The sequence below is a fragment of the Caballeronia udeis genome (assembly GCF_001544555.2).
GTDB lineage: Bacteria > Pseudomonadota > Gammaproteobacteria > Burkholderiales > Burkholderiaceae > Caballeronia > Caballeronia udeis.
On sequence record NZ_FCOK02000016.1, the window covers coordinates 113,569 to 139,330 of the forward strand.

The window sequence follows — 25,762 nt, forward strand, 5'->3', positions numbered from 1 at the left end:
TCTTTTTTCCTGCCTGGACGATTCATGAAACGACGCAGCCTCTTGTTGATCACCGCGCTGACTGCATTCACCTCGCTGCGTCCTCTTGCTTCGGTTGCCGAAACCGTTCTGAAAGTCGGCGACCAGCAGTTGCAGACACGCGGCATTCTCGAAGCATCCGGCCAGTTGAAAGACGTGCCGTACAAGATCGAGTGGTTCAACTTTCCTGCCGCGCAACCGCTTGGTGAAGCGTTGAATGCAGGTGCAATCGATATAGGCGGTCTCGGTGACGCACCGCTGATCTTCGCTTACGCCGCCGGTGCGCGCGTGCGTGCAGTAGCGGCAACCCGGTCACAACCGGTCGACCTTGCGATCCTCGTGCCGGCCGGGTCCCCCATCAAAAGCGCAGCCGATCTGAAGGGCAAACGCATTGCGACTACGCGTGGTTCCATCGGCCATTTTCTGGCCATCGCGACGCTGGAACGTGCGGGCATCAAGCTCTCTGACGTGACGCTGGAGTTCATGCAACCCGCCGATGCCAAGTCGGCGCTGGAGTCGGGCAACGTCGATGCATGGTCTACATGGGACCCGTATGTCGCGCTCGGTGAATTGCGTGACAACAACCGCAGCGTGGCGAATGGTGTGGGGCTTTCATCGGGACTCAGCTTCCAGGCCGCCACCGACGAATCGATCAAGACGAAACGCGCTGAAATTGATGACTTCGTGCGCCGTGTAGCGGCTGGTCAGCAATGGGCGTTGTCGCATCCCGACGAAGTCGCGGCCATTCAATCACGCGTCACGCATTTGCCTGCCGATGTACTGAAGGTCGTCTATCAACGAGCGCAGTTAAAGCCGATCACGATCGACAGCAAGGTGATCGCCGAGCAGCAACACACTGCCGATCTCTATGTTCGCGCAGGCGTGATCAAGACATCGCTCGACGTGACACCGAGCTTCGACGCCCAGTTCACGGCGCACTAAGAACATCCCATCAACGGACCTTCCGATGACCGTACGGCATCCGCCCACTGCCTTGCAAGACCCCATTGCGCTCGACGCCCTCGCCGATCTCGATAGCCCCACGGCCGATCAATGGCTCACCGCGCTCACTCAGGATTTCGCCGCGAGCGCCGGGGCGCTCGATCGTGACGCACTCTTTCCCCACGACAACCTCGCACGTTTGCGAAGCGCCGGTCTGCTCGCGCTGACGGTGCCGCAAGCGCTCGGCGGCCGGCAGGCTACGCTCCCGCAAGTGCTCAAGGTAGTGCGCGCGGTTGCACGCGGTGAGCCATCGACCGCGCTGATCCTCGTGATGCAGTGCCTTTATCATCTGCGCCTGCAGGCCAACCCAAACTGGCCGCAAGCGTTGAAAGAGCAAGTCGCGCGCGACGCGGTGGAAAATGGCGCGCTCATCAACTCGCTGCGCGTGGAGCCGGAACTGGGCTCGCCCTCGCGCGGCGGTTTGCCCGGCACGATCGGGCGCCTGACCGATAACGGCGACGCGTGGATTCTCAACGGCCGCAAGATCTATTCGACCGGCAGTCCGGGCCTGACATGGTTCGCTGTCTGGGGCCGCACCGACGAAAGCCCGCCGCGCGTGGGGACGTTCCTGGTACATCACGCTACCGAGGGCATTCGTTTCGGCGAGCCGTGGAACCACCTTGGCATGCGTGCAACCGGCAGTCACGAAGTGATCTTCGAGAACGTGCGTGTTCCCGCTGCTCATGCCGTCGACCTGAATTCTCCCGAGATCGCTGCAAGCGGCATGGACCCGCTCACCACGCTGTGGATGAACGTGCTGCTCTCATCGATCTACGACTCAGTAGCCCGGTCTGCCCGCGACTGGTTTGCATCATGGGCCACGGATCGGAAACCCGCCAACCTGGGTGCGCCGCTCTCCAGCCTGGGCAGTTTCCAGCAGACGCTTGGCCGTATCGATGCATTGCTGCTCAACAATCGCGTGCTGCTGGACGCCGGTTCGCACGGCAATATTCCGCTGCAAGAAGCACCCGCCATCAAGTACCTCGTGACGCAGAACGCCATCACCGCCGTTGAACTCGCAGTCGAGGCAAGCGGCAATCCGGGGCTAAGCCGCAACAACGCGCTTGAACGCCACCATCGCGACGTGCTGTGCTCGCGCATTCATACGCCACAAAACGACGCACTGCTCGGCGCACTCGGACGCGCCGGGTTCTCCGCGCACCAAGCCATATCTTCTCTTAAGGGAGCACCACTATGAGCGTTGAATTCATCGGCTATGTGAGCCATCAGGAATCAAGCGAAATCCACTTGCCGCAAGGACCCGCGGTCAATCCGCCCTATATTGCCGCGGTCGCGCAAGCGCATGAATACGGTGGTTTCGATCGCGTGCTGATCGCTCATTCAAGTGCATCGCCGGACGGCTTCCAGATCGCGTCGTTCGTGGTGCAACAAACAAAGCGTCTGGGCATCCTGCTTGCGCATCGCCCGGGCTTTGTCGCCCCGACGCTCGCCGCCCGTCAACTCGCCACGCTCGATCACTTCAGCGCGGGCCGCACCGCCGTGCACATCATCTCCGGCGGCGACGATACCGAACAGCAACGCGACGGCGACTTCCTCGAACACGACGACCGCTACAAGCGCACCGACGAATATCTCGATGTCGTGAAACGCTCATGGACCAGCGAAACGCCGTTTGATCACGAAGGTGTGTTCTATCGTGTAAAGGGTCACCGGTCGCTGGTTCGTCCTTTGCAAAAGCCGCATCTGCCGGTGTATTTCGGCGGTTCGTCGGAAGCGGCTATCCAGGTCGCGGGCAAGCATGCCGATGTCTTTGCGTTGTGGGGCGAGTCGCTGGCCCAGGTCGCCGAGACCATCCAACGGGTACGCGCGGCAGCCAGACCGTATGGCCGTGAGAATGCAATCCGCTTCAGCCTTTCGCTGCGCCCGATCATCGCTTCAACGGAAGACGCCGCATGGGCGCGCGCGGAATCAATTCTCGCGCGCGCGACTGAAGTAGTGAAAAGTAATCCTAACTTTACGCGGCGCCCGAGCGAACCCAAGAATGTCGGGGCGCAACGCCTGCTGGCGGAAGCCGCGAAAGGAACCGTGGTGGACAAGCGCCTGTGGACCGGGATCACCGCGCTGACGAAAGCGGCAGGCAATTCCACGTCGCTGGTCGGCACACCCGAACAGGTGACCGAAGCGTTGATCGAGTATTACCGCCTGGGTATCTCCACGTTCCTGATTCGCGGTTTCGATCCTTTGGAAGACGCGCTGGGTTACGGCCGCGATCTGTTACCGCTGGTACGCGCGGCCGTTGCAAACGAGGACAGCAAGGCGACCAGGAAGGAACTTGATTCCGTTCAGGCCTGAAAGGTAGTGACATAGGGCAACAGCCGTGTATTTTTTGACTACCGGAGCAAGGTCGTCAAACGGTGTCATCGCAACTCGCTTGACGACCTCCTTCGAGACGCTGATGTGGTCGCCCGGTCGCGCCACGATTGATTGCCAATGTGACGAACCTCATGGTTCGTCCGCCAGCAGTTTGTCCAACGGCGCGGCGTGCTTCACGAATGGCGACCTGATGACGATATAGCTGAAGTACTTCTCAATGCCAAGATTGAGATCCAGCAGCCTTTCCACCACTTCCTGATAGTGGCCGATATTGCCGACCAGGAACTTCAGCAGGTAGTCATACCCTCCGCTGACCAGGTGGCACTCGATGATCTCGTCGATCTCCCGGACGTTCGCTTCAAACCGGATGAAATCCTCGCGGCGATGGTCTTGCAGCATCACCTCGGTGAACACCGTCACCGTAGTCGTCAGCCTGGCGAGATTGAGATGCACGCCGTATCCGGAGATGATGCCCGACGATTCGAGCCGTTTGACGCGCTGAAGGCACGGACTCGGCGATAGCCCGACTGCATTGGCCAGGTTTGCATTCGTTATATTGCCGTTCTTCTGCAGTTCCGCCAGGATCTTGATGTCGATCCGATCCAGTTTCTGTCGGGTGGTCATGGGGTGCTCTCGCGTCCGGTGATTTTTTCAGGCGGGTCTGTCAGGCCACCCTTTGCTGAGCTCTTCGTGGTGCGCCTTCACCAGTTGCGCCATGCTCGTGAACTTGAACTCGACCGGCGGCTCATTGACCGTGCGCAGAGTGGCGCCGAAGCCCCGCTGCTCGAACCGGCGGTAGATCCAGCAGGATTTTATGCCAAGCCCGGCTGCCGGTTCATGGTCGTGAAACATGCTGTCCGCAATGTGCAGCGTTTCTTCCTTGCGCAACCCAAGCGCGGGAAGCATATCGAGCATGTAATTGAAGTTTCGATGAGAGGGTTTATAGGAACCGACATCTTCCGCCGTGATGACCGCGTCGAAGTCCACTTGCAGCATCGACCTGCTGGCGGCAAAACTTTCGTTGTCGACGTTGGACAGGATGATCAGCTTGAAATACTTCTTCAGATATTGAAGTGTGCTCGCGGAGTCGGGGAATGCGGGCCACTGAGCTACTGAGCGTCCGTATGCGGCAGCCTCATCCGTTGTATAGGGCACGTTCCATTCTTCCGCGAGCCGCTTGAAGACGACCGCGAGCAGATCGCGATACGGCATCTCCGGCGTGTAGCGCTGCTGAGAGGACTCGTGACGGGCATGCGCCTGGAGCACCTCATCTCGCGTCAACGGCTTCTCAACGCGCTTGACCAGAGGCGCGAGACCCGCCGTTATCCCGCGCTCCCAGTCAATCAGCGTGCCGTAACAATCGAAGGTAAGCGCCTTGAAGTCAGTGAGTCGCACCTGAACCTCCTAAAAAAAATCGTATTTGGCTGCGCGGCCCGCGCAAGGTCCTCTGACGCGGCAGACACTATTCATATTCAGGTGTTACTTTTGCAGCACGGCTTCCTGATGCGCTTTCACGAGACCGGCCATATTGTCGAAACGGAAGTCCACCTTGGGCTGCTGGCCGGGATTCATTGTCGCACCGAAGCCTTCCTGACCATGGCGGCGATAAATCCAGCACGATGCCAGGCCAAATTCGTTGGCGGGCTTGTGATCATGAAACAGGCTCTCGGCGGTATGCAGGATCTTCTCTTTCCTGATTCCACGGTCGCCAAGCTTCTCCAGCATGTATTCGAAATTACGCGGCGACGGTTTGTACGAGCCGACGTCTTCGGCCGTGATGATCGCGTCGAACTCGACCTGCAGTTTCGCATTGCTGCAGGTGAAGCTTTCGTTGTCGATGTTCGACAGGATCACGAGCTTGTAATGCTTCTTGAGGTAACTCAGGGCTTCTGCCGAATCCTCGAAAGCCGGCCAGTTCTGCACCGACTTTCCGTACGCTATGCAGTCGTCCAGCGTGAACGGCACCTGCCATTCTTCGGCCAGCCGTTTGTAGACGATCGGCAGCAGTTCCTGATACCGCTTGGCCGGCGTGTATTTCTGCTGCGACGATTCGTGGCGTGCATGGGCCTCGAGCACCTGGTCGCGCGTCAGCGGCTGCTTGACGCGCTCAAGAAGGGGGCGCAGACCTTCGAAGATCCCGGTCTCCCAATCGATCAAGGTCCCATAGCAGTCAAACGTCAGCGTGTCGAAGTCGGTGAGTTTCATAACAGTTTGCCCTCAGGTATTCACAGGATGAGCTCACAGTGTATTGACTCGTGGCAGCAGCCGTTACTGATGTCGGGATCAGCATCAGCAGGCCGTATCGTGCAATAGCGGTTCGGCAGCAGAATCTGCTGCCGAACCGCTACCAGATGCCCTCCAGCGGCTGATCAAACCTTCGCGAGGTAGTCCGGCACGTTGATCTTCTGCGGCAGGACGCTGCGCGCCGCCAGCCAGTCCGCCGCTTTCTGAAGATCGTGCACGAAGGCTTTATCGCCAACGCCGTGCATGTCGAACTTGCGCTTCATGCTGCTGAGCATATTGCGGACTTCATCGCTGTAATGCCCCTGCTGCTGGGCGATTGTCTCAGCCTCGGCCGAGTTGTCCGACGCCCATTTCGCTTCCTGTCCGTATGCGGCGTTGACTGCCTTGACGATATCGGCGTTGTCCTCGGCGAACTTGCGCGTGGTCACGTAGGAATTGAAATCGATCTGGAAATCCAGGTCCCGCCCTTCAAGGAAAATGTTGTGGCCTTTGTAGTTCGCCCGTGCGATATCCACGCCGGGACTCCACATCGACCATGCGTCGATCTTGCCCTCTGCAAACGCGGGCGCCGCGTCGGGCGGATTCAGATAAACGATCTTCACCGAGTCGCGCGGCACCTTGTGTTTTTCGAGTGCGGCGACAAGCAGGAATTCACCGAGCCCGGAGCGATTCACCGCCACCGTCTTGCCCACCAGATCTTCCACCCGGTCGATACCCGATCCGTCCTTCGCGATGACCGCCGTGCTGCGCGGATCAACGACGCAAAACTGCGTGAACACGAGCGGCGAACCCGCGATCATTGCCGCAAGCGCAGGTGTCGTGCTGCCGCCGAAGCTGAAATCCGCGCTGCCGCCGGTGACCGCTGCGAGCGACGGCGCGTGGTTCGGGAAGGGGCCGATCCACTCCACTTTGATGTTGTCTTTCGCGAGGGCTTTTTCGAATTCACCGCGGACCTTTGCAAGCATCGGCAAGCCGCCGAGTCCCCAGCCAAGGCGAACCGTGTCGGTTTTCCGGTTGCCGCACGCGGCAAGGCCGGTGGCAAACGCCGATGCAGCCACGGTGGTTTGAAGGAAGCGGCGGCGCGACCAGAGAGAGGAACTTGGATTTGACATGGCGGGATGGAGCCGGACAGGTGAACGGAATCGCGCCCGTCATTGAAGGCGGGCGAGCGGTAATACAAATGGAATGGGAGGTGACGCCGCGGACTAGTGAGTGGCCGTGTCGGCGTCCACGCCGAGTTGCGCGAGAAGCGTCTCCCGCAGCGCGGGCCTCGTCGCCTCCGTCACACGATACTCGGCGGCTATTGCACCGCCACGCATGATCAGCGCACGATCCGCGAGTGCAATCGCCTCATCCACATCGTGCGTAACGAGCAATACCCCCGGCTGATGGCGTTCGATCAGATGTTTCACCAGACGCTGCATCTTGATACGCGTCAGCGCATCGAGCGCGGCAAACGGTTCGTCGAGCAACAACAGTTGCGGCTCCTGCACAAGCGCTCGCGCCAGCGCCACGCGTTGCGCCTGGCCGCCGGATAAATTTCGCGGCCAGTCTTCCAGCCGCTCACCCAGCCCTACCTCCGCCAGCGCCGCTTGCGCGGCCGCAAGGCTTTGCGGGCCCGGAGCAAGCCCAAGCGCGACGTTGCGAGAGAGCGTCTCCCACGGCAACAGACGCGGCTCCTGGAATACGACAGCAGGCAGACGCGGCCCATCGATCGAACCGCCGTTGATGGGATCAAGACCCGACAACGCCCGCAGCAACGTAGTCTTGCCGCAGCCGCTTTCACCCAGCAACGCGACGAATTCGCCCCGCTCGATCCGCAGGTTCAAACTGTCTATAACGATTCGCTCTCCGTACGAATGCCGCAGATTATGAACGACCACCGCCGCGCCCGACGACTTCAAGGGTGCATTCATCAGCGGGACACTTTTGCAAAATTCACATGCCATGAGAGCAAGCGGCGCTCGAGGAAACGCGCAAGCTGATCCGCCAGCACGCCAATCGCGGCATAGATCACAATGGTCATCACGATCACATCGGTACGCAGGAATTCGCGCGCGTCCATCGCAAGAAAACCGATGCCCGTACTGGTCGCAATGGTCTCCGCGACCACCAATGCGAGCCACGCCGTGGCCAGCGCATAACGCACGCCTGCCAGCACCGAGGGCAACGCGCCGGGCAACACAATGCGCCGGATCAGCGTCCAGTTCGACAACCCGAGCACGCGGCCAAGTTCGATGAGTTTGGGATCGACCTGACGAATCCCCAGGACGGTATTGATGTAGATCGGGAACATCACGCCGAGCGATACCAGGAAGATCTTGCCTGCCTCGCCCACGCCGAACCACACGATCACCAGCGGCAACACCGCCAGAAACGGAATGGCGCGCAGCATCTGGATGTTGCGATCGAGAAATGCCTCGGCCACTTTGGAAAAGCCCACGGCCGTGCCGAGCACGAACCCGATCGAGCCGCCAATCACGAAGCCGGTGGCGGCGCGCAGCAGACTCACCGCCATGTCGCCAATCAGGCGCCCTTCTTTCACGAGCTCGAAGGCGGTGAGAGCGACTTTCGACGGTGCGGGCAGCACGTTCGGCGACAACGCGCCGAGACGCGCGAACAGTTCCCACACGATCAGCAGCAGGACCGGCATACCCCACGACACATAACGCAGCCACGGCGATACGGGACCCGCATGATTGGGCTTCTGCGCGACGGCAGGACGCGTGTCGGGATCAGGATGCGAATGGAGAACGGATGCCCTGCGGGCGAATACGTCTGCCATCGGTTGAAACTCCTTTTGTCCGGGTGGCTCGCCGCGCCCAACGCGATAACGAGCATCAGCAAATGCTAGCCACAGGATCTTAAACAAAAGGAAAAATACTGGAACCACATAAAACTTCTATGCTTAGCAGCGGTGTCGGGAAGCATGAGGTACGCGCCCGGTATAAAAAAACCGCCCCGAGGGCGGTATGGGTGAGGCGATTGCGCGTCAGGCTGCTCGTGCCAGTTCGGGGAACGGCTCAACCTTCCGGTGCGGTTTCCGTTGTGCCTGCCACAGGTCGTAGCGGGCCTGCATGATGGTCCACATTTCAGCCGACGTTCCGAGCGCGGCACCAAGCAATATAGCCATGTCAGCTGAAATGCCGGCGTGGCCATTGAGTATGCGCGAAAGCGCGGCACGCGTAACGCCAAGCCGCTCAGCAACGGTCGTAATACTGAGTTCGCCCAGGTAGTCGCGCAACACCAGTCCGGGGTGCGCCGGGTTATGCATTGATGTCATCGTCGGCTCCTTAGTGATAGTCCAGGTAATCAACAAGAACGGCATCTGTTCCTTCGAAAAAGAACGTCAGACGCCAGTTGCCGGTTACCCATATTGACCAGTGGCCTTCCACAGCCTGCTTCTTCGGGTTCTGCCCGGTGAGCGGGTGGAGTTTCCACGCCCCTGCGTTCATGTCGTCGGGACCCGCTGCGGCATGGAGTGCCGTCAGGCGAATTTGCAGTTTCTCCGCATGAGCAGCGGTAATGCCAGCTTTTGATCCGGTCAGAAAAAACCGCTCCAGCCCTTTGTGTCGAAAGCTCTTGATCATCCGTATAGTGTACATGAACGCTATACGAACCGCAATGCTGATCGATCATGCGTTTCCATTGGGAAACCGCCTCAAACCACCGAAGCCCCTCCATTGATTTCAAGCACCAGCGGAAAACGCACTTCGAACACGCTGCCGCGGCCCTTGTATGAATCAAACCGGATCACGCCCTGCAGTTCGCGGGCGAGTTCCTTCACGATCGCCAGCCCCAACCCGGTGCCGGGAATCTCGTCGGACGCCGCTCGTTCAAACTCCTCGAACACCCGTTCGCGATCCTCTTCGCAGATCCCCATGCCCGTATCCGACACACGCAGCGTCCAGTGCGTTGCGCCCGACGTGACCATCGCCAGTTCCACCTGGCCCGTCGTGGTGTATTTGATTGCGTTGGACAACAGGTTCAGTGCGATCTGCTTCATCTTCAGCCGGTTGGACGTGATCATGCTCAACGCCGGATCGACGCGCCCCTTGAGCGTCAGCCCCTTCGCCTTGGCCGACGTGTGACAGAGCAGCATGAGTTCGTCGAAGAGGTCGGTCAGGTCGAATCGCTCGACCGTCAGGATGGAATCATCGCCGAGCACTTTCGAGTATTCGCCCATTTCATCGACGAGCGTGGCCATGTCGGTGACTTGCCGTTTCGCGAGCGCGAGCGCCCGGTCGTTTTTCGCCTGCGACCGGCCGATCAATTGCAGCGCGGTGGCGAATACATTCAGGAAGTTGCGCAGATCATGAGCGACACGCCGCGCCACCTGCATGCGCGTTTCATACAGGTCGCTGATCAGCCGTTGCCGCAAAGTCAGCTCCTGATTCGCGCGCTCCAGCATGCCGGTGTATTCGTCGAGTTTCCGGTCGCGTTCACCCACCGCCTCGCGAACGGATGTGAGCGTGACGAAACTGAGTGCCTGATCGGTGATCAGGCGCGCACGCTCCTCGCGCTTGCGGTCAAACGCGGGATGCTGCTGCGCGTAATCACCTATCGCCGCAAGCAGCACCTGACGAAACAGGTCAAGCTCGCGAACCAGTTCATCTACGCGGTAACCCTGCTGCCAACGCCATTTTCCGTGTTGGCGCGCGTCCTGTTCGATCGCATGCTCCTGCGAATCCATATCCTGCGATTCGAGCACCAGGCAGATTTCGTCAAAGATACGAGGGATGTGGTCGGCAAGCTGGCGGTAGGTGAGATCGTCGGAGTGCTCTACCTCGGCGTCGCCGAACACGAGTTGCATCCAGCGCTCGGTGAGCGGCTTCTGCTGCTCGCGCAGCACGGTGGCAAGGCCCTTCAAGGCACCAGTGGTCATTTGGCTCATGCCCGAGATCCGTAAGCTGTAGCGCCGGGTCGGCGCCGGGAGTCACGCTGATGCCGGTGGGGTGCGGATAGTGCCGACCGGAACGCTCGGTCCGGGCATTCGACGCGAGTGATTAAAGTATAGGACGACCCAATGGCGGGCGTGTACCGATTGGGTCCGGCCCGCTTGCGGCCGCGAGCGACATGGACGTGCTTGCGTCCATCAGGCGCTGAACAAACTGCCGGGCCGAGGGCGACAGCACGCCCACCTTGCGCGTCACAATACCGAACGTCTGCGACTTCGACTTGAATCCGATCGGCAGCGCGCGCAGCATGCGATGCTTGCAAAACAGCCTGGCAACGCCCGCCGGCAGCACCGAGACCAGGGTGGCGCTACATTGCAGCAACGCAACCGTGACGAAGGTCGACGCCGTCGAGATTGCGCTCACCGGCACCTGCGCCCCCGCCAGGTCCATCTCGCGCTGCAACAGCGCCTGCATTGGCATGGCGCTCGGGTACGTGACCCAGCGATGCCCGCCCAGATCGGCGAACGTCAGCTCACCCGCCGCAAACGGCGGATGATCGTAGCCGACGACGACCGACAACGGCTCGTCCGCGAGCGGCTGATAGTGATACCTCGACGGCTCATCGCTGACAATTGAGCGGCCGACGACCAGATCCAGCCGCCCTTCGTCGAGCAGCGCCAGCATCCGCGCGCTCGTGTCCTCCACGATCTCGATCGATAAGCGCGGATTGCGCTCCTGCAACTCGTTCAGTATGGGCACCACGAGATCCGGCACCGATCCCATGATCGCGCCGACCGCCAGGCGACCTCCCGTGCCCAGGCGGATATCGGCGACTTCCTGGCATAGCGAGGTCAGGTCGGCCGCCAGCAGCCGCGCGTAGCGGATCACGCAAAAACCGAACTGGTTCGGCACCAGCCCTTTCTTCGCGCGCTCGAACAGCGGCGCTTCCAGCATCGACTCCAGCTCGGCCAGCGCCTTGCTCGCCGCCGACTGCGTCATCGACATCGCGCTCGAGGCCTTATGCAGCGACTTGTGGTCGTCGAGCGCGATCAGCAACTGCAACTGCCTCATGCGCAAGCGGCCCATCAATACATCCAGCGTGGACTTCATGGCGCGTTTGCCTATGCCTTGGGGTGAGTCGCAAAAGCGATCACGAGATGGAAAGGTTTCACTATACAGCGCCTTGAACCAGCCCCTATAGTGGTCCCAAATAGACAATGGAGACTTCCGATGCCCAATCAGACCCACCGCGCGACCTATCGCGGCGTGTTCCCGGTTGCCCCGACCGTCTTCGACGCCTCAGGACGCCTCGACCTGGACGGCCAGCGACGCGCGATCGACTTCATGATCGACGCCGGCTCGCACGGCCTGTGCATCCTCGCCAACTTCTCCGAACAATTCGCGCTTACCGACGACGAACGCAGCGCGGTGCAGAAGGCCGTGCTGGAACACGTGGCCGGCCGGGTGCCGGTGATCGTGACCACCACGCATTTCAGCAGCGATGTCTGCGCGGCCCGCAGCCGCGCCGCACAGGATGCAGGCGCCGCGATGGTCATGGTCATGCCGCCGTATCACGGCGCGACCATCCGCGTGGGCGAACGCGGGATTCATGAGTTTTTCAACCGCGTGTCCGACGCCATCGACATCCCGATCATGATCCAGGACGCACCGGTCGCCGGCACGCCGCTCTCCGCGGCGTTCCTGGCGAGGCTCGCGAAAGAAGTCGCGAACGTGTCGTACTTCAAGATCGAAACGGCGCAAGCGGCGTCGAAGCTGCGCGAACTGATCGAACTGGGCAGCGATGCCATCATCGGCCCGTGGGACGGCGAGGAAGCCATCACGCTGATTCCGGATTTCGATGCCGGCGCAACCGGTGCAATGACCGGCGGCGGTTATCCGGACGGGATTCGCAAGATCGTCGACGCCTACACCTCCGGCGACACGGAAGGCGCGGCCGAGCTGTACCAGCAATGGCTCCCGCTGATCAACTACGAGAACCGCCAATGCGGTCTCGCGGCCTGCAAGGCGCTGATGATGGAAGGCGGCGTGATCCGCTCCGACACCACCCGTCACCCGTTCGCGCCGATGCATCCGTCGACCCGCGCCGGCCTGATGAAAGTCGCGCGCCGCCTCGATCCGCTCGTGCTGAGCTGGGGCAAGTAACGCCATCCGGGCACCGCAGTCCGGACACTTGAATTACACCAACAGGATTCGACCCATCATGGAAATTTCCGGCGATCTGCTGATCGGCAAACAGACCCTTCGGGGCACGAACGGCTCGATCAAGGGCATCAATGCGGCCACGGGCGAGCCGCTCGAACCGGCCTTCGGAGGCGCTTCGCTCGATCAGCTGGAGCAAGCATGCGCGCTCGCGTGGCAAGCATCGGACATCTATCGGGAACTGCCGCTTGAAACCCGCGCCAAATTCCTGGAAACGATCGCGCAGAACATCCTCGATCTCGGCGATGCCCTGATCGAACGCTGCGTGACCGAAAGCGGCCTGCCCCGCGGACGCATTGAAGGCGAACGCGGCCGGACCGTCGGCCAGTTGCGCATGTTCGCGGCGGTCGTGCGCGAAGGTGATTTCCTCGGTGTCCGCATCGACCCGGCGCAGCCGCAGCGCCAGCCGCTGCCGCGCGTCGACCTGCGGTTGCGTTATGTGCCGCTCGGCCCGGTGACCGTGTTCGGCGCAAGCAACTTCCCGCTGGCGTTTTCGGTGGCGGGCGGTGATACGGCCTCCGCGCTGGCTGCCGGTTGCCCGGTAATCGCGAAAGCCCACTCTGCGCATCCGGGGACGTCGGCACTGGTCGGAAGCGCTGTACAGAAAGCGGTCGCGGATTGCGGTTTGCCGGAAGGCACGTTCTCCCTGCTCTTCGATAGCGGCCGCGATATCGGCCAGGGCCTCGTCTCGGACCGGCGCATCAAGGCGGTCGGGTTCACCGGCTCGCGCGGCGGCGGCACGGCATTGATGAAGCTCGCGGCCGCGCGTCGCGAACCGATTCCCGTCTACGCCGAAATGAGCAGCATCAACCCGGTCCTGTTGTTCCCGCACGCGCTGAAAAATCGCGCTGCGGCGATCGGCAAGGCCTTCGCCGGCTCACTTGCACTTGGCGCCGGCCAGTTCTGTACGAACCCCGGCCTGGTTTTGGCCATTGACGGCCCGGACCTCGATACGTTCATCGAAGCAACGGCTGCCGCCCTGAGCGAAACGCCCGCCGCCACGATGCTGACGCCGGGTATTCACAAGGCTTACGAGTCGGCTGTGAACAAAACAGCGGCGCACGGCGAGGTCAAGACGCTCGCGCGAGGCTGCGCGGCGAAAGGCGCGACGCAGGGGCAAGCAGCGCTGTTTTCGACCACTGCTGCAGCGTTCCGCGCCAATCCGGAATTGCACGAGGAGATTTTCGGCGCGGCTTCGCTGATCGTGCGATGCCCGGACCTGGCTACCGTGCTTGAGATCGTCGAACAGCTTGAAGGTCAGTTGACGGCAGCCCTGCACATCGATGAAGCGGATCACGACGACGCCCGCCGTTTCCTGCCGGCGCTGGAACGGCGCACAGGACGGATTCTGGCCAATGGTTTCGGTACCGGCGTGGAAGTTGGACATGCCATGGTCCACGGCGGCCCCTTTCCCTCCACCGCCGACGGCCGGTCCACCTCGGTGGGAAGCCTGGCCATCGACCGCTTCCTGCGCCCCGTCAGCTACCAGGACATGCCCGACGGCCTGTTGCCGGACGCGCTGAAAACCGCCAATCCGCTCGGCTTGAACCGGCGGCTGGACGGCAAGGTGCAGTTGTCGAAGTAAGGATGTAGAGCGGCGGGCAGTCAGGCTTCGAGGCAGCAGTTCAAGCTGACCTCGAAGTATTCATAGCTGCGCTGGATGCTGCGTCTGACATCGCGGATGTCAGCCGTGCGCGGCGCGCGGCCCAGCAACGTGGCGACTATATCGAGTGCTTCCCACGGATGCGCGTCGTCGTAATGCGCATGCATCCTGAGCCAGCGCATGGTCGTCTTGCGGATCGATTCAGGGTAGCTGTGCGCGAGCGTGTCGCGGCTGCAGAGCAAGGTCGACCACTCTCCGGTCACGCCTTCAACAGCGAAATTGGTCGCCGCCATGGACGTGTGCAGCGGGTCCGCGCTGCTGCTTTTCCAGCACCAGTGGCTCAGTGCAAATGCAAGCGCGGGCGCTTCGCCGGCTTGCAGATCCTCTCGCGTGACATCGTGGGCCGCGGCCCAGTCGACCCAGTAGTCGGCATGATTCTGCTCGACCCGGATATTGCGCGTGAGATACCGCCGCGCCATGCGCAAACCCGGTGTTTCTTCGGGTCCGATCTTCTGCAAATTCATGCCCATGTAGTGCGGAAACTGATTGATCACCGGCCAGCCGTTGATCAGGAATGCACGCATTTCACGTGGGCCAAGCTGGCCGTCACGCAAGGCGGAGAACAGCGGATGAGACGTCACGCGGTATTTTGCAGCGCCGGTTTCCAACAAGACTTCCTGCAACCAAAGTGGGTAACTTGCCATGTTCTTGAGGTCGCCCTCTCTTGTAAACCCACCCCCCATTACGCCTCCCTGGCTAGTGGCAAAACGGCCGGCTCTGTCCAAAGCGCTGGCCGTCCTATGTAATATCCCTGCGCATAATCCACCCCAAGCGCATGCAATGCCCTCAGGATCCCTTCGCTTTCCACATATTCCGCAATGGTGCGGCATTTCATCGAATGGCCCATTTCGTTGATGGCCGCGACCATCTCGCGGCTCACCGGATCGAGCACCATGTCGGTCACGAAACTGCCGTCGATCTTCAAATACTCCACCGGCAGATGCTTCAGGTAACCGAACGACGACATGCCCGCGCCGAAGTCGTCGAGTGCGAAATGGCAGCCGAGCACATTCAGCTCGTGCATGAACCGCGCCGCCGACGCCAGGTTGGCAATCGCGGTGGTTTCCGTAATTTCGAAGCAGACCATGTCGGGGGGCACACCGGTGCGCTGGAATTGCTCCCGCACGAAACCGAGGAAACGTTCGTCGCCCACCGAGGCGCCCGACAGGTTGATTGCATACTCCTTGAAACGCTTATGGCGGGCACGCGAAAGGATATCGAAAGCATTGCGGATCACCCACCGGTCGATCGCCGTCATCAGCCCGTAACGCTCGGCAGCGGGAATGAACAAGCTCGGCGCGATCACGCCGTTAGGGGCGTTCGGATCGAGCATGCGCAACAGCAATTCGGCGCGCTGCCCTTCCGTGGAGGCGGGCAAACCTTCGCCCACGGCCACGATCGGTTGCACGTAGAGGCAGAAATGATCGTGTTCGAGCGCCTGCTTGAGCCGCCGTCCCCACGATACTTCGCTCGCATGGCGCGCCAGTTCGCGGTCGCCCAGGTCCGCCAGCTGCACCCGGTCGCGGCCGCGCTCCTTCGCCATGTAGCAAGCGATATCGGCGAGCCGCATGGCCTCTTCCACGCTCATTTCCGTGTTGCGCAGGTCGACCACGCCCACGCTCACGCTGGTGGTGAACGGTTGCGCTTCCCAGTTGAAAACAAAGTCGTTCAGGCATGCCCGCAGGCGTTCCGCGACCGCCTGGATGCCCGGGGTGTCGTAACCCTGCAGCAGCACGCCGAATTCGTCGCCGCCAAGCCGCGCGAGCGTGTCGCCCGGCTGCAGGCTGGCTTCGAAGCGCAGCGCGACTTCACGCAGCATGGCGTCGCCGGCAGCGTGGCCGCAGGTGTCGTTGACCACCTTGAAACGGTCGAGATCGAGAAACAGGAGCGCCGATGCCGCCGGCAGCCATGACGCCACCTCGCTCCAGCGCGTGCCGAGCGCGTGTTGCAGGCGCCGCTCGAATTCGGCGCGGTTCACGAGCGCCGTGAGGCCGTCGTGCGTGGCTTGCCAGGCGAGACTTTCGATGTATTCGTACTCGCGGGTCATATTGCGCAGGATCACCACGAAGCCGGATTCCGCCTTCGCCGCGCCGGGATTCACGCCGGCAGCGCTGATCCGCGACGTCACCGCCTGCACGCGAATTTCAGCGCCGTCACGCCGTTGCAACAGCATTTCGGCTGCTTCGCCATCCGGGCGCGCACCCGCCCGGGCGTCCTGTATGGGGTTGAGCGGCTGGCGGCTCTCGGCGTGCAGCAGCCTGAAGGTCTGGGCCAGCGGCCGTCCGAGACAATCGCCCGCCAGGCGTCCCGCGATCCGCTCGGCGGCCGGGTTGATGAATTCGATGTGTCCCGACGGCCCTGTCGCGATCACGGCCTCGCCGATCGAGCCGAGGGTCGCCTTGGCGCGCGCCTCGCTCTGCTTGAGCGCGGCTTCAATGTACCCGCGCTGCCTGATCAGCCGCCGCACGTGCACCGTCGAAAGGCATACGAGCAGCAGCGCGGCGACCAGGTCGACGGTCAGCAACAACGACGCCGTCTTGCGGAACGCGGTACCCAATACCTGTGAGAAACCCCATGACAACGGCGCAATGGTCGCGTTGATCGTCCAGATCTGCGATTTATAGGCGGTCACAAGGCTCATGGGCAGTCCGCCGGCCGCGACCCGCGCATGCAACTCGTTGCCGAGTTGCTCCAGCTTCGCCAGCTCGGCGTCGCCGTTCGACCAGTAGTTGACCGCCTCGCTGAAATAACTGACGTGGCGAAACATCTTGAAGGTCCAGATGACGTCGGCGACATCGTCCGGATGCACGCCGCTCGCGATCAACGCGCGCCGCGCGACGACCGGATCCGGCTGGCTCTTGTCGAGCGCCAGACGGGCCGTGCGCAGGTTGCGCGGCCCCTCCATGGCGGTCAGATATTGCTTGTAGGTGTTTTCAGAACCGGTTTCGGCGTACAGGTTCAAATAGAATGCCGCGTCTTTCTGGCCTTTCGACCATATGCTTTCCCCGCCAATGTAAGCGCGTACCGACGACATGATGTCGATACTGAAAATGGCGAGCGAAACGAGAACGAGAATGACGACCAGAAACGGCCAGGTGATCCGGATGAGCTGCGCATTCTCGCCCTTTGATGGCATGTCCATCGGTCTGTCCCTTCTCCAGGTCCGATGCTGGATTTGAATTGCCGGGGTCAGTCGGCGAGCATCGGATGGTGAGTCATTTGTATTTTTTGCGACTTTTGGGGTGTTGCGCCCAGCCTCTCGCAGCGCGCTTACATCCTACCAAATTGCCAGTCTGGCTCAAATTTATTACTCAATGTGTTAATTGGAGAAGACACCTGGAAATAATCGGGTTCCAGCTGTTGTTTTTGAATCCGCAGCGACCCGTTTCGGACACCTGCGAAGCGGCATATTCGGACAGAACCTAGGCTCCTGCCGACGAAACCACCGGCCGCTTTTACCTGTTCGCCAGCGACTTGACCGGCGAGGCCCGAGCAGCATTTAAGCGCCGTGGCGCGGACTTTGCGAGGCTCTTCCGGGGCGTGTTGACGCCGCCGCAGAGATGTCACATATTGGTTCCGGCTCCCCCGGTGCCTGTCCAGCCTAGGGAGTCCGAAGCATTTTCATCATACGAGTGACCGTTTTGTCCGATTAAACCGGACACGCAAGCGGAAAGGACAACCCCCTTGTGTCCCGAGAGGTTTTTGGCATGGCCCGTCTCTTCTTTCCCTCACCCTCCGATTCCGTGACCTGCAAACGTTGCGGCAACACCCTCTCGGGCGATGCCGATACCTGCCCGCATTGCGGCGCCGATCACGGCCAGGCCTTCGGCGCCGCCAAGGCCGCCGCGTTCTCACCGGGCCTGCGCCTGCCGTTCGGCGCGCGCCGCGAAGCAGCCATGAGCATCCCCTCGCCCTACCCGAGCGTGCCGGAAGAGGCCGAACTGGAGGGCACCGGCGAGCAGCGCTGGGATCGGTCGAAGACCCTCACGCTGGGCGCCGTGGCGCTGGCGCTGGTAGCCGGCGGCGTCATCTATTCGCAGCGCGGCGGCAGCGGCGGTGACGACACCGCCCGTTCCGAGCCGCCGGCCGGGCATAGCGCGTATGGCGCCATCGATATGAAAACCGCGCGTGACACGCCTGCGCTCCCTGCTGCCCCCACGCCTGCCGCCCCCGCGCCTGCGGTGTCCCCGGCCAGGTCCGGGGCGCCCGTCAGGCAGGCGCAAGCAGCGACAGCGCCCTCCGTTGCCGCCCGCGAAACCTTGCCCGCCGACAGCTCCTCCGGCCGCGCGGCAGCCGCGCTCGCCAGTGCGACCGACAACCTGCAGGCCACGCGCGACGCCATCGCGCGCGGCGACCTGACCACGGCGCGCCGGCGGTTCTCGAAGATCCCGGCGTCGCAACTGAGCGCCGCCAATGTGCAGCGGACCCAGGCGGACTTGAGCAGCCTGGAACGCACCCGCGACTCGATGCTGCAAGCCGCGCGCGATTGCGAAGCGACCGGCTCGTGGTTGTGCGTGCGCCAGAACGCCCGCGACGTGCTGACGATCGACGCCAGCAATGCCGAAGCGCAAGCGCTGGTTGAACACGCGATCGCCCGGTCGGGCTGGCTCAAACAACCCCCGGTTGCGTCAACAGCAACGCATGGCGCGCCTCACAACGGGCAGACGGTTGCGGCAACGCCTGCCGCGCCCGTGCCCGGGCCGCGCGTTGCGGTAACGCACAACAGGCCCACGGTCACCGTCTCGGCCGCGCAACACGCGCGCGCCGTCGCCGCGATGGGGGTGCCCACGCCCATTACGGCGCCTGTGTCGGCCCCGCCGTCCGCACCCGTGGTCATTACGACCCTGCGCTCGCCTGTCGCCGCTACACCGGCCGTGCCGCAGCCGGCAACACCCATGGGCACCGGCTCGCAGGCTCCGCTCACGTCGCCGCCGTATCCCCCGCCGCCGCCGCTGCAACAGACCGCGCCGCCGCGTCCGTCGGTACCGGTATCGGTACCCGCGTTCATCCCGATGCCTGACGGTCCGGACATGACGCCGGCAACGGCACCCGTACGCAGCTCGCCCGCGAACGCCGCGGCACGCGCGCCAGCGCAACCCGAACCCGAGCCTGAGCCCGCGGCCTCTACCCAGGTTCCAGGCGACACCTCCTCGCAGCCGGTAATGCGTCCACTCGCACCGATCACTGAAGCCGTACCGGTGCGAGCGGCCATTGTGTCGCCTCCTGTCGTGACAAACGGCGCACCGGCAGGTGTGCAAAACGGTACTCGTCCACCCTCGCCCACGGTCCACCGCACGCTCGCGTCAGGAGACAACGCGGCCAGTGCAGCGCAATCCCATGCGCCGGGCTTCAATGGGACCAATCCCGACGACGAAGAGCGCGCGATCCTGAAGTCCGGCTGGACCAAGGGCCAGTCATCGGCGCAAAGTCCGCCCCCGCAGTAGAAGCAACGCAGGAGACAGGAGACAGGAGACAAGCAACAGGAGACATAAAGGAGGATGAAGGCCGCGCCGGGAGACGCAGGCCACCGTGGTCTATTCGTGTAATGAAAGTTGGCCAACACATTAAAACGACTCACACGACATCATGCACAAGACTTTCTTCATTCTGTTCGCCCTCTTCGGGCTTGCAGGCCTCGTTGCGGAGGCTCATGCGCAAGCCGACTACAAGATCGTCACCGGACCGGAACGCGGCACTTACATCCAGATAGGCCAGGACCTGTCGAAGTGGGTGGCTGATCCGATCGGCATGAACCTTGATGTGCTCGCGTCCAAAGGCTCCGCCGAAAACGTGCAGCGCATGCGTTACGAGCCGGGCGTGAAATTCGCGCTCGTGCAGTCGGACGTGTACCAGGCTTACCTCGATATGGCGAAAGCCGGCAACGCGGAAGCGGGCAAGATCATCCAGCCGCTGCGGCTCATCATGCCGTTGTATAACGAAGAGATTTACTTCGTTGTCCGATCCGACTCGCCGCTTAACTACATCAACGAGATCAGGAACAAGAACATCAGCGTCGGGCTGATCGGCAGCGGCACGGCGCAATCGGCGACCACGATTTACCGGTTGATGTTCAACGAGCCGATCCCCGACCAGTACGCGCAGCACTACAGCAACGAGGACGCGCTCGCGAAACTGATCGTGCGCAAACTCGATGTGGCGGTCATCATTGCGGGGCAGCCGGCCAAGCTGTTCCAGGACCTGAACCCGGACCTCCTGAGCCAGATCAAGCTGCTCAAGGTCGATCCCGCAGCGCCTGAGACCGCGCGTGCCGAGCAGACCTATTTCCCGGCCACTATCCGCACGTCAAGTTATCCGAACTGGATCAAGGAAGATTCCCCGACGTTCACCGTGAAGGCGTTTCTGGTCACCTACGATTACAACCTGCGCGGCACCGTTGGCGCGATGACGCAATTCGCGGACTCGCTCTGCACGCATTTCGATGAACTGCAGGCCAACGGCCATCCGAAATGGAAGCAGGTGAAGATGGAATTGCCGCCGCTCACGCGCGGCTGGAAATACTATCCGCCGATAGAAAAGCGCTTGCGGGCCTGTATCCGCAAGATGGCCTCGAACGGCAGCGGCGACGCGGACATGCCTGCGACGCAGCGAGCGCCGAAGCGCTCATGCACCGATGCGGAAAAGGTGCTGATGCTGTGCAATAACGAATGACGCAAACGCCGGTGCCGCCATGGGAGTGGCGGCACGCGGGTCTCGTCACTTCATTGTCACTTCATTGTCGCTTCGTCGTCACTTCGTCGCCAGTTCCACTTCGGGCTGAACCTCGCCGCCCACCGGCAGGGCCTGTGCCACGACGCTCGAACGCGGCTGCAACAGCAACGCGACCAGGCCGCTCCAGCCGGTCTGGTGCGACGCGCCCACGCCACGCCCCGTATCGCCATGAAAGTACTCATGGAACAGCACGAGGTCCTGCGAGCGCGGGTCCGCCTGCAGTTGCGGGTACGCGGCCATGACCGGGCGCATGCCCTCCTTGTCCTTCAGGAACAGGCGCGTCAGACGTCGCGCGAGTTCATCGGCTATGTCGCTCAACGAAAACTTCTGGCCCGATCCGGTCGGATATTCCACGCGGAAATCATCGCCGTAGTACCGATGAAATTCGTATAGCGACTCGATCAGCAGATAGTTGACCGGCATCCAGATCGGCCCGCGCCAGTTCGAGTTGCCGCCGAACACGCGGGAATCCGATTCCCCCGGCTGATACTCTATGCAGAAGCGGTCGCCGTTGTGCTCAAGCACGAATGGATGGTCCCGATGCACCCGCGACAACGCCCGTACGCCGTAGTCGGACAGGAACTCGCTTTCGTCGAGCATGCGCCGGAGCAGCGCTTTCATCCGGTGTCCGCGCAGCACGGAGAGCAGCAGGCTGTTGCCCTTGCCCGGCTCGTTCCAGCGCGACACCAGCCTCGCGAGGTCGGGCCGGTGCTCCAGGAACCAGGTAAGCCGGTCGCGCAGCCCCGGCAACTGGCCGTGCAGATGCTCTTCCAGCACATGGACCGCGAACAGCGGAATCAAGCCGACGATGGAACGGATGCGCATGGGCACGCTGGTGCCGTCGGGGAGTTGCAGCACGTCGTAGAAAAACTCGTCGCGTTCGTCCCAAAGGCCGGTGTCGCAGGTATCGGTGCAACCGACTGCCTCGGCTATGTACAGGAAATGCTCGAAGAACTTCACGCCGATATCGACGAACACGTGATTCGCCACCGCCAGCTCCAGCGCAATGCGCATCAGGTCCAGCGCATAGGCCGCCATCCATGCGGTGCCATCCGACTGGTCGATACGGCCGCCCGTTGGCAGCGGCGCCGAGCGGTCGAAGATACCGACGTTGTCCAGCCCCAGGAAACCGCCCTGGAAAATATTGCGGCCGTCGGTGTCCTTGCGGTTCACCCACCACGAGAAGTTCAGCAGCAGCTTGTGGAACACAAGCTCGAGAAAGTCGCGATCCGCCTTGCCCGTGATCGCGCGATCGATTTCATAGACGCGCCATGTGGCCCATGCGTGAACCGGCGGGTTGGCGTCGCTGAACGCCCATTCGTAGGCCGGCAGTTGCCCGTTCGGATGCTGGTAGCGATCCTTCACCAGCAGCAGCAATTGTTTCTTCGCGAACGCCGGATCGATCAGTGCGAACGCAGCCGCATGAAACGCGAGATCCCACGACGCGTACCACGGGTATTCCCACTTGTCCGGCATCGAGACAATGTCCGCATTGCACAGATGCCGCCAGTCGGCGTCGCGACCGCGCTTGCGGCCCGCCGGCGGTGTTGGCTGCAACGGATCGCCGTCCATCCAGCGGGTGACGTCGAAGAGGTAATACTGCTTCGACCACAGCATGCCCGCCAGTGCCTGACGTTGCACGAGCCGTTGGTCGGCGTCATCCATTTCGTGCTGCAGGCCCGCATAAAAAGCATCTGCTTCGGCAATCCGGCGGGCGAACAGCGCGTCGATATCGAACGCCTGCCGCTCACGGTCCGCATCCGACTCCGGGCGCCAGCGCATTGTCACTACGGTGCGGCTATTCGGGGCGAACTCGAGATGCACATGCGCGGCGGCGCGGGTGCCGGTATCGCGCCGGATGGCGCTTTCTCCGCCCTGCACGATGTAGTCGTTGAAGCCGTCCTTGAACGGTCCCGCCCCTTCCGAGCCGAACAGGCGCCGGACATTGGTCTCGTTCTCGCAGAACAGCCAGTCGACCGTGGCGCCGCCGCGGGCTTCGGCCGTCACGACCAATGGCTCATGTCCCTCGCTTCGGGCGATCACACGGCTGCCCTTCGCATCGGCCGCCAAGGTGAGCGAGGGTTTCTTCGAAGGCTGCCACGACCAGGTATTGCGTGCCCAGATCTGTGGCAGCAGATCGAGCGACGCGGCGCGATCGCCGCGATTCTCGACTGTCACGCGCATCACGATATCTTCAGGCGTATTTTTCGCATATTCGACATGGACATCGAAATACGCGTTGTCTTCGAACACGCCCGTGTCGAGCACTTCGTACTCCGGCATGTCCGGGCCGCGGCGGCCGTTTTCAGCGACGAGGTCGTCGTAGGGAAACGTCGCGTGCGGGTACTTGTACAGCATGCGCATATAGGAATGCGTCGGGGTGCCGTCGACGTAGAAGTACAGTTCCTTCACGTCCTCGCCATGGTTGCCCTGCGCGTTCGTCAACCCGAACAAGCGCTCCTTGAGGATCGGGTCCCGGCCGTTCCACATCGCGAGCGAGACGCACCAGTTGAGGCGGTCGTCGCCGAATCCGGCAATGCCGTCCTCGCCCCAGCGGTAGGCGCGGCTGCGCGCATGATCGTGCGGAAAATAGTCCCAGGCAGTGCCGTTCTCGCTGTAGTCCTCGCGCACCGTGCCCCACTGGCGCTCGCTGAGATACGGTCCCCAGCGTTGCCAGCGCGAACAGTCAGTGGAATGGAGCCGGGCTCCTTCTATGGTGTCGAGCGACTTGGTGGCGCGCAGTGGCGGCATGGGACGTCCTTGACTAAAAGCGTGACGGAAAGACCGATAATCTAGCGCGTTTGCGGCATATCGGCAGAATCGGCATTGAGCAGACGTTCGAGGCGCATGAGTTCGCCGAGCGACCACGCCTGGAATGGCGTCCCGCCGGGCGTATGCGGCGCGTCGCCGTCCGCGACTTCGGAAATGTGGTCCAGTCCCGCACGATGCAGATGCTCGCGCAGGGGCCTTAGAAACCGCTCGCGGGCCACGGCTTTCGACGCCTGGTCGTCACCGTGCACCCGCAGCCACGCGTCGACAAACGGCCCCATCAGCCACGGCCAGACCGTACCCTGGTGATACGCGCCATCGCGTTCCACCGGCGTGCCGGTGTAACGGCCCTTGTACGCGGGATCGGTGGGGGCCAGGGTCCGAAGCCCGAGCGGTGTCAGCAAAAGCTGCTCGCATTGATCGACAACGGCACGTGCGGTAACGCTATTCTCGACCACCCCGAACGGTAACCCGCCAACGGCCAAAAGCTGGTTCGGACGGATGGAGCGGTCGACCTTGCCCGGCTCGTGGCCGGCGTCGACCACGTCGTAGAGCGCACCGCTGGCGGGATCTATAAAACGTTGCTGGAACGCGTAAGTGGCACGCGTGGCCGGCTCCGTCCAGCGTGGATTCCACGCGGCCGCTATGCGCAGTGCGTTGATCCAGAGCGCCTGCACTTCCACCGGCTTGCCAATGCGCGGCGTCACCACCCAGTCGCCCACTTTCGCGTCCATCCACGTCAGCTGCACGCCGGAAACGCCGGCCCGCAGCAGGCCATCGTCCGGATCGGCGGAAATCTGGAAACGCGTGCCGCTTGAGTAACCGTCGAGAATGCCGTCAACGGCTTGCTGTAACCGGTCCTGCGTTTCCCGTTGAGCGTGGCCCGTGGCGAGATAGTCGTGCACGGCGATTACAAACCACAACGAGGCATCCACCGAGTTGTATTCCGGCGCGCCGCTGTCCGGGAAACGATTCGGCAGCATGCCTTCGGAGAGGGTGCCGGCCCACTCCAGCAGGATCGATTCGGCGTCGCTGTATCGGCCGGATGCGATCAGCAAACCGCGCATCGCGATGAAAGTGTCGCGGCCCCAATCAGTGAACCATGGGAAACCGGCGAGAATCGTGCTGCCCTCGTTTCGCGCCACGATGTAGGCATCGGCGGAACGATGCAGCGGCGTAGCAAAAGCCGCGCGACGGGTTCGTTCGATTTCGGCAAGGTGCTTCGCGGTATCGGTGGCGTTCGTCTTCGCGCCCTCGTTCGCGCTCAACACAAGCACCGCTTCGCCCAGCGATAAATCGAACGAAAAGATCCCGGGCGTTGCGAGGTCTTCGTTGAAATCCATGCCGCGTTCGCGCTCCGCGGTATAGCAGAAGTTGCGGTACCAGTCAGGCGCATGAACATACGATCCATTCGATGCCGCGACGACCGCCGGCACGTCGCCATACGCTTGCCATCGAACCTGATCACCCGTCGCCGTGTAACTGAAGTTGAACGCCTGGTTCTCGTGATGCAGCGCGTGATAATCGCGGCCGGACAGCAATGGCCGGACCTTGAGCGTGAAAACCTCGCCTTCGAGCCGCCAGCGCAACACCGTCTGCGCGCTCTGTTTCGCGACGAATAGTTCGGCGGTCAGGATATGGTTTTCACCGACCTGGAAGCGCCACGTGGGCCACGGGTCGGTATCGAAGGAAAGCAGGCTGTCGGACGGGTCCGGCCAGACCGAACCAGCGCCATAACGCTGCATGGACAGCGGAATGCGCGTCTGCCCCGAGGCATCCTCCAGCCACGCCTCCACGCCGTTCACCAGCACCATGCGCCCGGCCGGCGGTTGCGTGGCCGTCAGCAGCAGCGCGTGGTACCGGCGGTTCCGTTCCGTGCCCGCCG

The 25,762-nt window shown here is 62.3% G+C and carries 21 protein-coding genes; 7 read left to right on the forward strand and 14 right to left on the reverse strand.

Features of this window, described 5'->3' with window-relative positions; all coding sequences use genetic code 11:
- Nucleotides 1-24 precede the first annotated feature (24 nt).
- The 3 genes from AWB69_RS14175 to AWB69_RS14185 are packed head-to-tail and all read left to right on the forward strand — an operon-like array spanning nt 25 to nt 3,333.
- Complete coding sequence (locus AWB69_RS14175; protein WP_062085637.1) at nt 25-960, forward strand: ABC transporter substrate-binding protein; 936 nt, start codon at nt 25-27, stop codon at nt 958-960.
- Between the two features lie 25 nt (nt 961-985).
- Nucleotides 986-2,218 (forward strand): acyl-CoA dehydrogenase family protein, encoded by a 1,233-nt coding sequence (locus AWB69_RS14180; RefSeq protein WP_062085638.1) that lies wholly within the window; start codon nt 986-988, stop codon nt 2,216-2,218.
- Nucleotides 2,215-3,333: an LLM class flavin-dependent oxidoreductase gene (locus AWB69_RS14185; protein ID WP_062085641.1), complete on the forward strand. Its 1,119-nt coding sequence runs from the start codon at nt 2,215-2,217 to the stop codon at nt 3,331-3,333. The genes AWB69_RS14180 and AWB69_RS14185 overlap by 4 nt, the downstream gene beginning before the upstream one ends.
- Before the next feature lie 150 nt (nt 3,334-3,483).
- Here the strand turns inward: AWB69_RS14185 and AWB69_RS14190 are convergent, their stop codons facing one another.
- The 10 genes from AWB69_RS14190 to AWB69_RS14235 form a co-directional block, all read right to left on the reverse strand.
- Nucleotides 3,484-3,978: an Lrp/AsnC family transcriptional regulator gene (locus AWB69_RS14190; RefSeq protein WP_062085646.1), complete on the reverse strand. Its 495-nt coding sequence runs from the start codon at nt 3,976-3,978 to the stop codon at nt 3,484-3,486.
- 27 nt (nt 3,979-4,005) lie between these two features.
- Nucleotides 4,006-4,749: a haloacid dehalogenase type II gene (locus AWB69_RS14195; protein WP_062085647.1), complete on the reverse strand. Its 744-nt coding sequence runs from the start codon at nt 4,747-4,749 to the stop codon at nt 4,006-4,008.
- An 84-nt stretch (nt 4,750-4,833) separates the two neighbouring features.
- Nucleotides 4,834-5,559 carry a haloacid dehalogenase type II gene (locus AWB69_RS14200; protein WP_062085648.1) on the reverse strand — a complete coding sequence of 242 codons (726 nt, stop codon included), beginning with the start codon at nt 5,557-5,559 and terminating at the stop codon, nt 4,834-4,836.
- A 164-nt stretch (nt 5,560-5,723) separates the two neighbouring features.
- On the reverse strand, nt 5,724-6,710 hold the full coding sequence (locus tag AWB69_RS14205) for an NrtA/SsuA/CpmA family ABC transporter substrate-binding protein (protein ID WP_062085652.1): 987 nt from the start codon (nt 6,708-6,710) through the stop codon (nt 5,724-5,726).
- Between the two features lie 93 nt (nt 6,711-6,803).
- The gene (locus AWB69_RS14210; RefSeq protein ID WP_156528850.1) at nt 6,804-7,514 is read right to left on the reverse strand and encodes an ABC transporter ATP-binding protein; all 711 of its coding nucleotides are present in this window, start codon (nt 7,512-7,514) and stop codon (nt 6,804-6,806) included.
- The gene (locus AWB69_RS14215) at nt 7,514-8,383 is read right to left on the reverse strand and encodes an ABC transporter permease subunit (RefSeq protein ID WP_082913392.1); all 870 of its coding nucleotides are present in this window, start codon (nt 8,381-8,383) and stop codon (nt 7,514-7,516) included. The genes AWB69_RS14210 and AWB69_RS14215 overlap by 1 nt, the downstream gene beginning before the upstream one ends.
- A 207-nt stretch (nt 8,384-8,590) precedes the next feature.
- Nucleotides 8,591-8,881, reverse strand: a complete 291-nt coding sequence (locus AWB69_RS14220; RefSeq protein ID WP_062085654.1) for a HigA family addiction module antitoxin — start codon at nt 8,879-8,881, stop codon at nt 8,591-8,593.
- Between the two features lie 10 nt (nt 8,882-8,891).
- A complete protein-coding gene (locus AWB69_RS14225) occupies nt 8,892-9,188 on the reverse strand; it encodes a type II toxin-antitoxin system RelE/ParE family toxin (protein WP_062085655.1) in 297 nt (98 codons plus the stop codon).
- 71 nt (nt 9,189-9,259) lie between these two features.
- Nucleotides 9,260-10,492 carry a sensor histidine kinase gene (locus tag AWB69_RS14230; protein WP_062085657.1) on the reverse strand — a complete coding sequence of 411 codons (1,233 nt, stop codon included), beginning with the start codon at nt 10,490-10,492 and terminating at the stop codon, nt 9,260-9,262.
- A gap of 112 nt (nt 10,493-10,604) precedes the next feature.
- Nucleotides 10,605-11,606, reverse strand: coding sequence for a LysR family transcriptional regulator (locus AWB69_RS14235; RefSeq protein ID WP_082913393.1), 1,002 nt, complete (start codon nt 11,604-11,606; stop codon nt 10,605-10,607).
- A gap of 120 nt (nt 11,607-11,726) precedes the next feature.
- Between AWB69_RS14235 and AWB69_RS14240 the strand changes: the two genes are divergently transcribed.
- Entirely contained in the window at nt 11,727-12,659 is a 933-nt protein-coding gene (locus AWB69_RS14240; protein WP_062085659.1) for a dihydrodipicolinate synthase family protein, read from the forward strand.
- Nucleotides 12,660-12,717: 58 nt separating this feature from the next.
- On the forward strand, nt 12,718-14,301 hold the full coding sequence (locus AWB69_RS14245) for an aldehyde dehydrogenase (NADP(+)) (protein WP_062085661.1): 1,584 nt from the start codon (nt 12,718-12,720) through the stop codon (nt 14,299-14,301).
- Between the two features lie 20 nt (nt 14,302-14,321).
- Here AWB69_RS14245 and AWB69_RS14250 read toward each other — a convergent pair whose 3' ends face one another.
- Both AWB69_RS14250 and AWB69_RS14255 read right to left on the reverse strand, forming a co-directional pair.
- Nucleotides 14,322-15,023 carry a TenA family transcriptional regulator gene (locus AWB69_RS14250; protein ID WP_231937101.1) on the reverse strand — a complete coding sequence of 234 codons (702 nt, stop codon included), beginning with the start codon at nt 15,021-15,023 and terminating at the stop codon, nt 14,322-14,324.
- Nucleotides 15,024-15,061: 38 nt separating this feature from the next.
- Complete coding sequence (locus AWB69_RS14255; RefSeq protein WP_062085665.1) at nt 15,062-17,521, reverse strand: putative bifunctional diguanylate cyclase/phosphodiesterase; 2,460 nt, start codon at nt 17,519-17,521, stop codon at nt 15,062-15,064.
- Between the two features lie 565 nt (nt 17,522-18,086).
- Here AWB69_RS14255 and AWB69_RS14260 point away from each other — a divergent pair.
- Nucleotides 18,087-19,823, forward strand: coding sequence for a zinc ribbon domain-containing protein (locus AWB69_RS14260; RefSeq protein ID WP_062085667.1), 1,737 nt, complete (start codon nt 18,087-18,089; stop codon nt 19,821-19,823).
- Between the two features lie 142 nt (nt 19,824-19,965).
- Complete coding sequence (locus AWB69_RS14265; RefSeq protein ID WP_062085669.1) at nt 19,966-21,048, forward strand: TAXI family TRAP transporter solute-binding subunit; 1,083 nt, start codon at nt 19,966-19,968, stop codon at nt 21,046-21,048.
- A gap of 78 nt (nt 21,049-21,126) precedes the next feature.
- On the opposite strand, the gene AWB69_RS14270 is transcribed toward AWB69_RS14265, so the two are convergent.
- Nucleotides 21,127-23,859 carry an MGH1-like glycoside hydrolase domain-containing protein gene (locus tag AWB69_RS14270; RefSeq protein WP_062085671.1) on the reverse strand — a complete coding sequence of 911 codons (2,733 nt, stop codon included), beginning with the start codon at nt 23,857-23,859 and terminating at the stop codon, nt 21,127-21,129.
- 41 nt (nt 23,860-23,900) lie between these two features.
- Nucleotides 23,901-25,762: amylo-alpha-1,6-glucosidase (locus AWB69_RS14275; protein ID WP_062085673.1), on the reverse strand; the 1,862-nt coding region annotated here is incomplete at its 5' end.